This window comes from Hydrogenophaga sp. GW456-12-10-14-TSB4 (genome assembly GCF_059424305.1).
The window spans coordinates 1-12,167 of sequence record NZ_JBWKZH010000030.1 but is presented as its reverse complement, the minus strand read 5'-3'; the positions used below and the strand labels follow the sequence as shown (position 1 = coordinate 12,167).

The window sequence follows — 12,167 nt, the reverse complement described above, 5'->3', positions numbered from 1 at the left end:
GCCAGCCGTCAGCGCGAGGTCCAGGCAAGAAAAGCACTAAGCCAAAGGCCGCCGAGACCGAGACTGATCCCGGGCCACCTCGATGAACTCCAGCACCTCCGCCCGGGGCTGGGACCCCCGCCGCCACACCAGTCCCACATCCACAGTCGGCACGGCATCGCGCAAGGTCCGCACCTCCACATGCTCCGCATCCAGTGTCCAAGGCCGGTACAGAAAATCTGGCAGCACCGCCAGCCCGGCCCCCACCCCCACCAGAGAGCGCACCGCCTCCAGAGACGACGTGCGCAACACCGTGCGCGGCTTGAGCTGATGGCGCGCCCACACACTGCGCATCAGCAGCTCGATGCGGTCCGCCTGCAACACCACCAGATCGTGCTGTGCACACTCCGCCAGCCCCACCTCCGCCTGCGACGCCAGCGGGTGGTCCGCCGCCATCCACACCCGGTTCGGTGAACGCGTCAGCGTCTCTGCCACCAAGGCCTGCGGCTCACCCAGTGCATTGCTCACCATGATCGCGATGTCCAGCTCGCCGTTGATCAACAGGTGCTCCAGAAAGGGCGGCGCATCCTCCACCACCTGCAGATCCACCCCCGGACACGTGCGCCGGAACCGCGCGAACACCTCCGACAGGTAATACCCCGCCACCAGACTCGTCACCCCGATCGTGAGCGAACCGGCCAACGGCGTCGCCCCCTGGTGCACACCCCGCGTGGCATCCGCCACCGCGCCGATCACCCGCCGCGCCTTCACCAGAAACCGGTGCCCCTCCGGCGTCAGCCGCATCCCCTTGGGGCTGCGCTCGAACAACACCAGCCCCAGGCCGTCCTCCAGCTCCAGCACGCTCTTGGTGATCGCCGACTGCGCGATGTTCAGCATGCGCGAGGCCGCGGCCACGGAGTCCGATTCGGCCACCGCCAGGAAGTAGCGGAACTGCTTGAGCGTGATGTGCCGGTTCATGCTGGTGCGCACCACGCCAGGGAGCTGCCCTGTTGCGGTGCAAAAAAGATATGGGTAAACCCTTGCTCTCTATTTTCGAGATAGCTTACCGCAGCAATATTGAATTTTGAAAGCCGGGCCGGCCTTCCTACGATGCGCTGCAGTCGGCCCGCCGGGCGGTGGGCTGCGTTTCTGAAACCGCTATCAACCCATAGGTGATCGATCCATGAAACTCGCACAACGCCCTCTCGCCCGCACCGTCGCGGGTCTGCTGACGACGGCCCTCACCCTGGCCACCCTGGCCCCCGCCGCGCAGGCGCAATCGGCCCTCAAGAAACTGGGCAAAGGCGAAGGCCAGGTCGACATCGTGGCCTGGGCGGGCTACATCGAACGCGGCCAGACCGACAAGAACTTCGACTGGGTCACCGACTTCGAGAAGAAGACCAGTTGCAAGGTCAACGTGAAGACCGCCGGCACCTCCGACGAAATGGTCGCGCTCATGAACGAAGGCGGCTTCGACCTCGTCACCGCCTCGGGCGACGCCTCCATGCGCCTGATCGCCGGCAAGCGCGTGCAGCCCGTCAACGTGGATCTGATCCCCAGCTACAAGACCGTGGACCCGCGCCTGCAGAAGGCGCCCTGGCACTACGTGAACAACACGCACTACGGCACGCCCTACCAGTGGGGCTGGAACGTGCTCATGTACAACACCACCGTCTTCAAGGACAAGCCACCCACCAGCTGGAACGTGGTGTTCGAGGAAACCACGCTGCCCGACGGCAAGAGCAACAAGGGCCGCGTGCAGGCCTTCGACGGCCCGATCTACATCGCCGACGCCGCGCTCTACCTGATGAAGAAGAACCCGGCCCTGGGCATCAAGGACCCCTACGAACTCAACGAGGCGCAGTACAAGGCCGCGCTGGACCTGCTGCGCGGCCAGCGCAAGCTGGTGGGCAAGTACTGGCACGACGCCTTTGTGCAGATCGACGACTTCACCAACGAAGGCGTGGTGGCCTCCAGCAGCTGGCAGTTCATGGCCAACATCCTCAAGAGCAAGAACCGCCCCGTGGCCACCGTGGTGCCCGCCGAAGGCGCCACCGGCTGGGCCGACACCACCATGCTGCACGCCGACGCCAAGCACCCCAACTGCGCCTATATGTGGATGGAGCACTCGCTCAACACCAAGCTGCAGGGCGACCTCGCGGCCTGGTTCGGCTCGGTGCCCTCGGTGCCGGCGGCCTGCAAGGGCAACAAGCTGCTGGGCGACCAGGGCTGCGCCAACCAGGGCTACAACAGCTTCGAGAAGATCTCGTTCTGGAAGACGCCGACGAGCAAGTGCACGACGCAGAACAACAACTGCGTGCCGTACCACAAGTGGGTGTCGGATTACATCGCGGTCCTCGGAGGTCGCTGATCCCATGACGGTCGCTGTCACCCTGGAAGCCGTCTCCTGCGTGTTCGGCAGCGGCGCGCAGGCCGTGCGCGCGGTCGACCGCGTGGACCTCACCATCGAAGGCGGGGAGTTCTTCACCCTGCTCGGGCCCTCGGGCTCGGGCAAGACGACCTGCCTGCGCATGATCGGCGGCTTCACGCTGCCGACCTCGGGCCGCATCCTCATCGGTGGGCAGGACGTGTCGCACCTGCCGCCGTACGCGCGGCCGGTGAACACGGTGTTCCAGGACTACGCGCTGTTCCCGCACATGAACATCCGCGACAACGTGGCCTACGGCCTGATGGTGCAGGGCGTTGACAAGTCGGCGCGGCACGCGCGCGCCGAGCAGATGCTGGACCTGGTGCGGCTCTCGGGCGTGGGCGCGCGCCGCCCCGGCCAGCTCTCGGGCGGGCAGCGCCAGCGCGTGGCGCTGGCGCGCGCGCTGATCAACCAGCCGCAGGTGCTGCTGCTCGACGAGCCGCTGGGTGCGCTCGACCTCAAGCTGCGCGAGCAGATGCAGACCGAGCTGAAAGCATTGCAGCGGCAGCTGGGCATCACCTTTCTCTTCATCACGCACGACCAGCACGAGGCGCTGTCCATGAGCGATCGCATCGGCGTGTTCAGCAACGGCCGGCTGGAGCAGGTGGGTGCGCCGCAGGCGATCTACAACCAGCCGGCCACGCGCTTCGTGGCCGAGTTCGTGGGCGCGGCCAATGTGTTCGACGGCGCGCGGGCGCGCGAGATCGCGGGCGTGGACAGCGTCATGCTGCGGCCCGAGCGCATCCGCCTGGGCGCGTCTTCGCAGGCGCGCCTGAGCGGCGCGGTGATCGACGCGCAGTACTTCGGCTCGTTCTCGCGCGTGCGGGTGGACTGGGGCGGCGAGGCCGTGTCGGTGGACCTCAGCCCCGAGCTGAACCCCGAACTGCCCACGCCCGGTGACACGGTGCACCTGCACTGGCAGGCCGACGCGGTGCACCCGTTGCAGCCAGGCGCGGCGCCATGAGCCTGGCCTTGTCCGCCTCCCCACCGCCGATGCCGCGCGGCGGCGCGCTGCGCCGGCTTTCCGACCTGCTCTACACCCGCCGCGGCCTGCTGATGGCCGCGCTGCTCGGACCGCCGCTGCTGTGGTTCGGCGTGATCTACCTGGGCTCGCTGTTCGCGCTGCTGGCCAACAGCTTCTTCGCGCTGGACGAGTTCTCCGGCGTGGTGGACCGCTCGCGCTTCACGCTGCAGAACTTCCGCGAGATGACCGACCCCGCCAACGTGGACGTGGTGCTGCGCACCGTGGCCATGGCGGTCAGCGTCACGCTGGCCTGCGGGCTGATCGCCTTCCCCATCGCCTACTACATGGCGCGATACGCGCGCGGCCCGCAGAAGGCGCTGCTCTACATCGCGGTCATGCTGCCGCTGTGGTCCAGCTACCTGGTGCGGCTCTATGCGTGGAAGCTGCTGCTGGCCAAGGAGGGCGCGATCTCCTGGGTGCTGGCCGAGGTGCACATGACCTGGCTGCTCGATCTCGTGCTGTCCACACCCGGCATCGGCGGCAACTCGCTCTCGTTCTCGCGCCTGGGCACGTTCATCGTGTTCGTCTACATGTGGCTGCCCTTCATGATCCTGCCGATCCAGGCCGCCATCGAGCGCATCCCGGGCTCGCTGCTCGAAGCCTCCAGCGACCTCGGCGCGCGCAGCGGCACCACGTTCTGGAGGGTGATCTTTCCGCTCGCCATGCCGGGCATCGCGGCCGGCTCCATCTTCACCTTCTCGCTCACGCTGGGCGACTACATCATTCCGCAGGTGATCGGCGACTCCACGCTGTTCATCGGTCAGGTGGTGTACCGCCAGCAGGGTGTGGCGGGCAATGTGCCTTTTGCGGCTGCGTTCTCGCTGGTGCCCATCGTGGTGATCGGCGTCTACCTGTGGATCGCCAAACGCCTGGGGGCTTTCGATGCGCTCTGACCCGTCCAGAGCCGGCTGGGGCCTGAAGGCCGCGACTTGGGCCGGCGTGCTGTTCCTGCACATCCCGCTGGCGCTCATCATCCTCTACGCCTTCAGCGCCGAAGACAAAAGCTACGTGTTCCCGCCGCCCGGTCTCACCACGCAGTGGTTCGCCGCGGCCTGGGCGCGCGAGGACGTGTGGGCCGCCATCGGCCTGTCGTTCCGCGTTGCGCTGATCGCCACCGCGCTGGCCATGGTGCTGGGCACGCTGGCGGCGGCCGGCCTGGCGCGCACCCGATTTTTCGGCCGCGACGCGATCTCGCTGCTGCTGATTCTGCCGATCGCGCTGCCCGGCATCATCACCGGCATCGCGCTGCGCACCGCGTACCACACGATGGAGATCCCGTTCAGCTTCTGGACCATCGTGGTCGGCCACGCCACCTTCTGCGTGGTGGTGGTCTACAACAACGCGGTCGCGCGGCTGCGACGCACCAGCCCTTCGCTGATCGAGGCCTCGATGGACCTGGGCGCCGACAGCTTCCAGACGATCCGCTACGTGATCCTGCCGCAGCTCGGCTCGGCCCTGCTGGCCGGCGGCCTGCTGGCGTTTGCGCTGAGCTTTGATGAGGTCATCGTCACCACTTTCACCGCCGGCCAGCAGACCACGCTGCCGATCTGGATGCTGCAGGAGCTGATCCGCCCGCGCCAGCGGCCCGTCACCAACGTGGTGGCGGTGGTCATCATCGCGCTCACCTTCATTCCCATCCTGGCCGCGTATGTCCTCACGCGCGCCGACGAACAACCCAACGGGCGCTGAGCCCGAACCCCTTCCACCCCGACGGAGACCACCATGGGCAAGACCCCCGATTTCCAAGTCCCGATATCGACCGAGCTGTTCATCGACGGCCAGTTCGTGGCCGGCGAGGGCGAGCGCGAGCGCGTGCTGAACCCGGCCACGGGCGACGTGATCGCGCAGGTGCCCGAGGCCTCGTACGAGCAGATCCACAAGGCGGTGCTGGGGGCCAGCCGCGCGTTCGACAGCTGGAGCGAGACCACGCCCATGGAGCGTTCGCGCCTGCTGCTCAAGGTGGCCGATGCGATCGAACAGCGCGCCGAACAGTTCGCGCGGCTGGAATCGCTCAACTGCGGCAAGCCGTATCTGCGCGCGCTGGAGGACGAGATTCCCGCCATCGTCGACTGCTTCCGCTTCTTCGCGGGCGCGGCGCGCTGCATGACGGGCTCGGTGGCGGGCGAGTACCTGCCGGGCCACACCAGCATGATCCGGCGCGACCCCATCGGCGTGGTGGGCTCGATCGCGCCCTGGAACTACCCGCTGATGATGGCCGCCTGGAAATGCGCGCCCGCGCTGGCGGCCGGCAACACCGTGGTGCTCAAGCCCAGCGAGCAGACGCCGCTGACCACGCTGATGCTCGCGCGCGTGGTGGCCGAGATCCTGCCCAAGGGCGTGTTCAACGTGGTCTGCGGCCGGGGGCCCAGCGTGGGCCAGCCGCTGGTGGAGCACCCGCTGGTGCGCATGGTCTCTCTCACCGGCGATGTGTCCACCGGCCGCAAGATCCTGCAGGCCGCCACCGGCACGCTCAAGCGCACGCACCTGGAGCTGGGCGGCAAGGCGCCGGTGCTGGTGTTCGACGACGCCGACATCGACGCGGTGGTGGAAGGCATCCGCACCTTCGGCTACTACAACGCGGGGCAGGACTGCACGGCGGCCTGCCGGCTCTACGCGGGCGCCAAGGTGTACGACCGGCTGGTGGCCGACCTCAGCAGCGCGGTCAAGACCATCCAGATGGGCACGCAGGACGAGGCGGGCGTGGAGCTGGGCCCGCTGATCACCGACCGCCAGCGCGACCGCGTCGCCAGCTTCGTGGAGCGCGCGCAGATGCTGGGCCACATGGAAATCACGGCCGGCGGCAAGATACGCCCGGGCGGGGGCTTCTTCTACGAACCCACGGTGATCGCGGGGGCGCGGCAGGACGATGAGATCGTGCGCCGCGAGGTGTTCGGCCCGGTGGTGTCGGTGACGCGCTTCACCGACCCCGAGGAGGCCGTGACCTGGGCCAACGATTCCGAGTACGGCCTGGCTTCATCGGTGTGGACGCAGGACGTGTCGCGCGCGCTGCGCGTGGCGCGCAAGCTGCAATACGGCTGCACCTGGATCAACACCCACTTCATGCTGGCCAATGAAATGCCGCACGGCGGCATGAAGGCCAGCGGCTACGGCAAGGACATGTCGATGTACGCGCTGGAGGATTACACGGTCGCGCGGCACATCATGGCGAAACTTTGAAGCACCCCCTGCCGCGCTTCGCGCGACCCCCCTGAAGGGGGGCGACACCAGAGGCCCGGCAAAGCCGGTTCCTCGGTGTCACTGGTTGGGGCTGCCTCGCTCCGACTTAGCGCGCTGCGGTTTGTGCGGGTTCGGCCACGTAGATTTCGACGCGGCGGTTGGCGGCGCGGCCTTGGGGCGTGCCGTTGTCGGCGACCGGCTGGCGCGAGCCCTGGCCGTCGGTGGCGATGCGGCTTGCGGCGACGCCGCGCGAGACCAGGTAGTCGCGCGTGGCGTTGGCGCGGTCGAACGACAGCGGGTTGTTCACCGAGTCGCTGCCGGTGCTGTCGGTGTGGCCCACGATGGCCACGGCGGTCACCGGGTTGGCGTTGAGCGTGCCGGCAAACTGGCCCAGCACGCGCTGCAGCGTGGGGCTCACGGTGGAGCGGCCGGTGGCGAAGCCGGCGTCGGCCGGCACGTCGAGCTTGAGGCGGTTGTCGGTGGTCTGGCTCACCCCGATGCCGGTGCCCGCCGTGGCGGCTTCCATCTGCTTCTTCTGCTCCTGCATCTTGTTGGACCAGACATAGCCGCCCACCGCACCGGCACCCGCACCGAGCACCGCGCCCGTGGCCGCGCCCTTCGACCCGCCCGTGGCGGCACCCAGCAGCGCCCCGGCGACCGCGCCGATGCCGGCGCCCTTGGCCGTGCCTTGCTGTGTTTCGCTCATGTTGGCGCAGCCGGCCAGGGCCAGTGCGGCGGCGAGGGTGGTGACCGTCAGGCCTCGGGTGAGTCGGATGTTGAAGTTGGACATGGTTTTTCTCCACTGTTTGTTGATGGGCAGCTGAAACGTGCAACGCACCCTAAACTTATACCCCTGCGGGTTTGCAACGAAACCTTCCTCCTGTTCCTATTTACAAATACTTGCATGAAAAAAGTTTCACTGGGCACCAGCGCGCTGACCGTGCCCCCGATCTGCCTGGGCACCATGACGTTTGGCGAGCAGGTGGACGAGGCGACCGCGCACCGCATCCTGGACCGTGCGCTGGAGCGCGAGGTCACGTTCCTGGACGCGGCCGAGATGTACTCGGTGCCCGCGCGCGCCGAAACCAGCGGGTCGACGGAAACCATCCTGGGCAACTGGTTCGCCAGGCGGCCGGGCGTGCGCGACAGGCTGGTGCTGGCGACCAAGGTGGCCGGGCCGGCGCGCGGCATGCCCTGGCTGCGGCCGGAGATGAGCAAGGCAGGCATCATCGAAGCCTGCGAAGCCAGCCTGCGCCGCCTGCAGACCGAGGTGATCGACCTCTACCAGATCCACTGGCCAGCGCGCAACGTGCCGGCCTTCGGCGCGATCTATTTCGACCCGGCCAAGGACAAGCCGGCGCCTTCGGTGCTGGAGCAGCTCGAGGCCCTGGCCGAGCTGGTGAAGGCCGGCAAGGTCAAGGCCGTCGGCCTGTCCAATGAAACCCCGTACGGCGTGCACGAGTTCGTGCGCCTGGCCGAGCAGCACGGCCTGCCGCGCGTGGCCACGGTGCAGAACCCGTACTGCCTGATCAACCGGAGCTACGAGAACGGGCTCGACGAAACCTGCCACCGCCTGGACGTGTCGCTGCTGGCGTATTCGCCGCTGGGTTTCGGCCTGCTGAGCGGCAAGTACGACGAGACCGGCCTGGTGGGCAACGCCGGCCGCATGGCGATCTACGAATCGATGCGCAAGCAACGCTGGGGCCGCCCCGAGGCGCTGGACACCGCGCGCCGCTACAACGCGCTGGCGCGCAAACACGGCCTCACGCCCTCGCAGCTCGCGCTGGCCTTCTGCTACACCAACCGGCGCGTGGCCAGCACCATCATCGGCGTGACCACGTTGGCCCAGCTCGACGAGTGCCTGGACGCCTGGGACACGAAGCTCTCACCCGAGCTGCTGGCTGCGATCGACGCCATCCGTTGGGAGAACCGCGACCCCGCTCAATGAGGTGAAGCTTGGCGAAGAAATCGCACGTGAGTGAGACGCCCGCCACCGCCTGGCTCAAGGCGCATGGCGTGGCGTTCACCGAGCACCCCTACGAGTACCTGGAGCACGGCGGTGCGCAGCACAGCGCGCAAGTGCTCGGGTTCGACCCCTTCGCGGTGGTCAAGACCCTGATCATGCAGGACGAGGCGGCCAAGCCGCTGGCGGTGCTGATGCACGGCAACCGCACCGTCTCCACCAAGAACCTGGCGCGGCAGATCGGCGCCAAGTCGGTCGAGCCCTGCAAGCCCGAGGTGGCCAACCGCCACAGCGGTTACTTCGTGGGCGGCACCTCGCCGTTCGGCCTCAAGCGCGACATGCCGGTGTGGGTGGAAGCCACGGTGCTGGCGCTGCCGAAGATCTGGATCAACGGCGGACGGCGCGGCTTTCTCGTCGGCATCGACCCCGCGGTGCTCGCTGGTCCCCTGGGCGCCAGGCCGGTGAACTGCGCGCTGGCAGAATAACCAGCCCCACGACCGCCGCGAAGCGGTCCGACAAGAACGAGGAGCTCCCTTCATGACCTACCCCTTGCTGGCCACGCTGGCCGCCTACCTGATCGGCTCGCTGTCCTTCGCCGTGCTGGTGAGCCGCCTCATGGGACTGAACGACCCGCGCACCTACGGCAGCAAGAACCCCGGCGCCACCAACGTGCTGCGCTCGGGCAACAAGGCGGCGGCCATCGTCACGCTGCTGCTGGACGCCTTCAAGGGCTGGCTGCCGGTGGTGGCCGTGAAGTGGTGGGGGGAGGCCTACGGCCTGGGCGACGGCACGGTGGCCCTGGTGGGCCTGGCGGCGTTCCTCGGGCACCTCTACCCGGTGTTCTTCCGTTTTCAGGGCGGCAAGGGCGTGGCCACGGCGGCCGGCGTCATCCTGGGCTTCAACCCCTGGCTGGGCCTGGCCGCGCTCGCGACCTGGCTGATCATCGCGGTCTTCTTCCGTTATTCCTCGCTGGCGTCCATCGTCACGGCGGTGTTCGCGCCGGCCTTCTTCCTGCTCGGCAACCGGGTGGTGTGGGAGGCGCCGGGCGTGCAGGTGCTGAGCCTGGCCGTCATGGCCCTGCTGCTGATCTGGCGGCATTCGGAGAACATCAACCGCCTGCTGGCCGGCAAGGAAAGCAAACTGGGAGCAAAGAAGAAATGAGCAGCACCGACATCACCCGCATCGGCATGGCCGCGCGCTACAGCGAGGCCGCGGTGTTCAACGGCGTGGTCTACCTCGCGGGCATGGTGCCCGAGCGCGGCGACACCGACATCGCCGGTCAGACGCAGGACGTGCTGGAGCAGGTGCAGCAGCGCCTGCAGGAAGCGGGCAGCGACAAGTCGCGCATCCTGCGCGCACAGATCTACCTCACCGACATCCGCGACATCGCGGCCATGAACACCGTGTGGGACGCCTGGGTGGTGCCGGGCACCGCGCCGCCGCGCGCGACGGTGCAGGCGGCGCTGGCCAACCCGGCCTGGCGCATCGAGATCGTGGTCACAGCCGCACAGCAGGCGGCCTGATCAATAGCGCCGCTCCAGCGTCAGCTGGTCGTTGTTGCGCTGCAGCTGGAAGCGCGTGAGAAAGCTGTTGCCCAGCAGCACGTAGGGCATGGGCTGGGGCAGCACGATGGCCGCCACACCGTGCACCTGCGCATTGCCCACGCGCACCGAGTCCAGTTGCACCTGGTGGCCCACGACGTGGCCGTTGGCCGTGCCCACCTGCACCTTGCGGCCCTTGCTGTAGGCCAGGTTGATGCGCTTGGCGTCGGACTCGCTGAGGACGATGGAGGTCGCGCCGGTGTCCACCATGAACTGCACGGCGCGCCCGTTGATCTGGCCGGTCGGCAGGAAGTGGCCCTGCGCGTCGGCGGTGAGCACGATGCGCTGCGCGCCGCTGTCCTGGCCGGCCGAGGACCGGCCCAGGCTGACCGGCGCGTCGCCCACCTGCAGGGTCAGGCGCTGGCCGTTGATGACGAACACCGCCGCCTCGCCCTGCAGGCTCAGGAGCTTCACGCCCTGCTGGGTCTGGCCCGGGCTCATGAACTGGGGCGCGGCGCCGTCGATGTTCACCAGTGCTTTGCCGCCGGCCACGCCCGACAGCGCGACCTGCTGGCCGAGGGCCGGCAGCGCCATGCAAAAAACCAGCGCTGCGAGGGCGGTTTTCACCTCAATCGCGGAAATTGTTGAACGAGAGCGGCAGGTCCTTGAGCTCGCTGCGGATCAGCGCCATGGCCGCCTGCAGGTCGTCGCGCTTGGCACCGGTCACGCGCACCGCGTCGCCCTGGATCGCGCCCTGCACCTTGAGCTTGCTGCCCTTGATGACCTGCTGGATCTTCTTGCCGTCTTCGGTGCTGATGCCGTTGCGCACCTTGACGACCTGCTTGACCTTGTCGCCGCCGGCCTTTTCAACTTTGCCGACGTCGAGGAAACGCGCGTCCACACCGCGCTTGGTGAGCTTGCCACGCAGCACGTCGTCGATCTGCTGCAACTGGAAATCGGCATCGCCGTGCAGGATGATTTCCTTCTCTTTTTCCTTGAGCTCGATGGCGGCGCCGGTGCCCTTGAAATCGAAGCGCGTGCCGATCTCGCGCGTCACCTGGTCCACCGCGTTTTTCACTTCGACGAAGTCGGCTTCGAGAACGGTGTCAAAAGAAGGCATGGCTGATGAATCCTGAGGGTGGGTGAGACAATCCGGGGATGGTAGTCGAGAACAACGTGGCGCTCCAGCCATACAACAGTTTTGGCATCGTGGCGCGCGCGCTGCGGCTGGCGCGCGTGCGCGACGAAGCGGATCTGCTTGCGCTCATGGCGGGCGCCGAATGGCCCGCGCTGACGCGAGAGGCGCCGCCGTTCGTGCTGGGCGGCGGCAGCAACCTGGTGCTGACGGGCGACATCAAGCCGATGGTGCTCAAGGTGGAGATTCGCGGGCGCCGGCTGGTGGAGGAATCCGCCCGGGGCTGGCTGGTGGAGGCCGGTGCGGGCGAGAACTGGCACGAGACCGTGGCCTGGACGCTGGCGCAGGGCTGGCCGGGGCTGGAGAACCTGGCCCTGATTCCGGGTTGCGTGGGCGCTTCGCCGGTGCAGAACATCGGCGCTTATGGCGTGGAGCTGCAGGACCGTTTTCATGAGCTGGACGCGATCGACCTGCAGACGGGGCAGCGTTTCACCCTGAACGCGGCGCAGTGCGGTTTCGGTTACCGGGACTCGGTGTTCAAGCACACGCCGGCGGGCGAGAAGGGCCTGGGCCTGGCGGGACGTGCCCTGATCACGCGGGTGCGTTTCTGGCTGCCCAAGCCCTGGAAGCCGGTGCTGGGCTATGCGGACCTGGAGCGCAAGATGGACGAAACGGGTGTGGCCCGCCCGGATGCGCAGCAGATCTTCGACTGGATCTGCGCGATCCGGCGCGCCAAGCTGCCGGATCCGGCGGTGATCGGCAACGCGGGCAGTTTCTTCAAGAATCCGACGGTGAGCGTGGAGCAGTGCGCGGACATCATCGCGCGCGACCCGAAGGTGGTGCATTACCCGATGGCCGACGGCAGCATCAAGCTGGCGGCGGGCTGGCTGATCGACGCTTGCGGCTGGAAGGGCCGGGGG

General features: G+C 67.8%; 14 protein-coding genes. 10 read left to right on the top strand and 4 right to left on the bottom strand.

Going from position 1 to position 12,167, the window contains the following annotated elements; genetic code table 11:
• Positions 1-36: 36 nt before the first annotated feature.
• Positions 37-957: a LysR substrate-binding domain-containing protein gene (locus tag AC07ZS_RS15735; protein ID WP_494799468.1), complete on the bottom strand. Its 921-nt coding sequence runs from the start codon at positions 955-957 to the stop codon at positions 37-39.
• Positions 958-1,162: 205 nt separating this feature from the next.
• On the opposite strand from AC07ZS_RS15735, the gene AC07ZS_RS15730 reads away from it, so the two are divergent.
• The 5 genes from AC07ZS_RS15730 to AC07ZS_RS15710 are packed head-to-tail and all read left to right on the top strand — an operon-like array spanning position 1,163 to position 6,608.
• Positions 1,163-2,350 (top strand): ABC transporter substrate-binding protein, encoded by a 1,188-nt coding sequence (locus AC07ZS_RS15730; RefSeq protein ID WP_494799467.1) that lies wholly within the window; start codon positions 1,163-1,165, stop codon positions 2,348-2,350.
• 4 nt (positions 2,351-2,354) lie between these two features.
• Positions 2,355-3,371: an ABC transporter ATP-binding protein gene (locus tag AC07ZS_RS15725; RefSeq protein ID WP_494799466.1), complete on the top strand. Its 1,017-nt coding sequence runs from the start codon at positions 2,355-2,357 to the stop codon at positions 3,369-3,371.
• Positions 3,368-4,324 (top strand): ABC transporter permease, encoded by a 957-nt coding sequence (locus AC07ZS_RS15720; protein WP_494799465.1) that lies wholly within the window; start codon positions 3,368-3,370, stop codon positions 4,322-4,324. The genes AC07ZS_RS15725 and AC07ZS_RS15720 overlap by 4 nt, the downstream gene beginning before the upstream one ends.
• The gene (locus AC07ZS_RS15715) at positions 4,314-5,120 is read left to right on the top strand and encodes an ABC transporter permease (RefSeq protein ID WP_382323625.1); all 807 of its coding nucleotides are present in this window, start codon (positions 4,314-4,316) and stop codon (positions 5,118-5,120) included. Before AC07ZS_RS15720 ends, AC07ZS_RS15715 begins: the two co-directional genes overlap by 11 nt.
• A 33-nt stretch (positions 5,121-5,153) precedes the next feature.
• Positions 5,154-6,608 carry a gamma-aminobutyraldehyde dehydrogenase gene (locus tag AC07ZS_RS15710; RefSeq protein WP_494799464.1) on the top strand — a complete coding sequence of 485 codons (1,455 nt, stop codon included), beginning with the start codon at positions 5,154-5,156 and terminating at the stop codon, positions 6,606-6,608.
• Positions 6,609-6,714: 106 nt separating this feature from the next.
• Here AC07ZS_RS15710 and AC07ZS_RS15705 read toward each other — a convergent pair whose 3' ends face one another.
• The gene (locus tag AC07ZS_RS15705) at positions 6,715-7,398 is read right to left on the bottom strand and encodes a YiaD family glycine zipper/OmpA-like lipoprotein (protein WP_494799463.1); all 684 of its coding nucleotides are present in this window, start codon (positions 7,396-7,398) and stop codon (positions 6,715-6,717) included.
• A gap of 114 nt (positions 7,399-7,512) precedes the next feature.
• Between AC07ZS_RS15705 and AC07ZS_RS15700 the strand changes: the two genes are divergently transcribed.
• Genes AC07ZS_RS15700 through AC07ZS_RS15685 form a run of 4 tightly spaced genes read left to right on the top strand, consistent with a single transcriptional unit; the run spans position 7,513 to position 10,094 of the window.
• A complete protein-coding gene (locus AC07ZS_RS15700) occupies positions 7,513-8,556 on the top strand; it encodes an aldo/keto reductase (RefSeq protein WP_494799462.1) in 1,044 nt (347 codons plus the stop codon).
• A gap of 8 nt (positions 8,557-8,564) precedes the next feature.
• On the top strand, positions 8,565-9,056 hold the full coding sequence (locus AC07ZS_RS15695; RefSeq protein WP_494799461.1) for an aminoacyl-tRNA deacylase: 492 nt from the start codon (positions 8,565-8,567) through the stop codon (positions 9,054-9,056).
• A gap of 52 nt (positions 9,057-9,108) precedes the next feature.
• Positions 9,109-9,732 carry a glycerol-3-phosphate 1-O-acyltransferase PlsY gene (plsY, locus tag AC07ZS_RS15690; protein ID WP_494799460.1) on the top strand — a complete coding sequence of 208 codons (624 nt, stop codon included), beginning with the start codon at positions 9,109-9,111 and terminating at the stop codon, positions 9,730-9,732.
• Positions 9,729-10,094 (top strand): RidA family protein, encoded by a 366-nt coding sequence (locus tag AC07ZS_RS15685; protein ID WP_494799459.1) that lies wholly within the window; start codon positions 9,729-9,731, stop codon positions 10,092-10,094. Before plsY ends, AC07ZS_RS15685 begins: the two co-directional genes overlap by 4 nt.
• On the opposite strand, the gene AC07ZS_RS15680 is transcribed toward AC07ZS_RS15685, so the two are convergent.
• Together AC07ZS_RS15680 and AC07ZS_RS15675 are read right to left on the bottom strand one after the other, a co-directional pair.
• Positions 10,095-10,706: a retropepsin-like aspartic protease family protein gene (locus tag AC07ZS_RS15680; RefSeq protein WP_494799458.1), complete on the bottom strand. Its 612-nt coding sequence runs from the start codon at positions 10,704-10,706 to the stop codon at positions 10,095-10,097.
• 34 nt (positions 10,707-10,740) lie between these two features.
• Positions 10,741-11,232, bottom strand: a complete 492-nt coding sequence (locus AC07ZS_RS15675; RefSeq protein WP_494799457.1) for a YajQ family cyclic di-GMP-binding protein — start codon at positions 11,230-11,232, stop codon at positions 10,741-10,743.
• 38 nt (positions 11,233-11,270) lie between these two features.
• Between AC07ZS_RS15675 and murB the strand changes: the two genes are divergently transcribed.
• Positions 11,271-12,167: UDP-N-acetylmuramate dehydrogenase (murB, locus tag AC07ZS_RS15670; protein WP_494799456.1), on the top strand; the 897-nt coding region annotated here is incomplete at its 3' end.

Coding starts and splice junctions, on each gene's coding strand:
- AC07ZS_RS15735 (WP_494799468.1), bottom strand. CDS start 957: ATGAACCGGCACATCACGCTCAAGCAGTTCCGCTACTTCCTGGCGGTG.
- AC07ZS_RS15730 (WP_494799467.1), top strand. CDS start 1,163: ATGAAACTCGCACAACGCCCTCTCGCCCGCACCGTCGCGGGTCTGCTG.
- AC07ZS_RS15725 (WP_494799466.1), top strand. CDS start 2,355: ATGACGGTCGCTGTCACCCTGGAAGCCGTCTCCTGCGTGTTCGGCAGC.
- AC07ZS_RS15720 (WP_494799465.1), top strand. CDS start 3,368: ATGAGCCTGGCCTTGTCCGCCTCCCCACCGCCGATGCCGCGCGGCGGC.
- AC07ZS_RS15715 (WP_382323625.1), top strand. CDS start 4,314: ATGCGCTCTGACCCGTCCAGAGCCGGCTGGGGCCTGAAGGCCGCGACT.
- AC07ZS_RS15710 (WP_494799464.1), top strand. CDS start 5,154: ATGGGCAAGACCCCCGATTTCCAAGTCCCGATATCGACCGAGCTGTTC.
- AC07ZS_RS15705 (WP_494799463.1), bottom strand. CDS start 7,398: ATGTCCAACTTCAACATCCGACTCACCCGAGGCCTGACGGTCACCACC.
- AC07ZS_RS15700 (WP_494799462.1), top strand. CDS start 7,513: ATGAAAAAAGTTTCACTGGGCACCAGCGCGCTGACCGTGCCCCCGATC.
- plsY (WP_494799460.1), top strand. CDS start 9,109: ATGACCTACCCCTTGCTGGCCACGCTGGCCGCCTACCTGATCGGCTCG.
- AC07ZS_RS15685 (WP_494799459.1), top strand. CDS start 9,729: ATGAGCAGCACCGACATCACCCGCATCGGCATGGCCGCGCGCTACAGC.
- AC07ZS_RS15680 (WP_494799458.1), bottom strand. CDS start 10,706: ATGGCGCTGCCGGCCCTCGGCCAGCAGGTCGCGCTGTCGGGCGTGGCC.
- AC07ZS_RS15675 (WP_494799457.1), bottom strand. CDS start 11,232: ATGCCTTCTTTTGACACCGTTCTCGAAGCCGACTTCGTCGAAGTGAAA.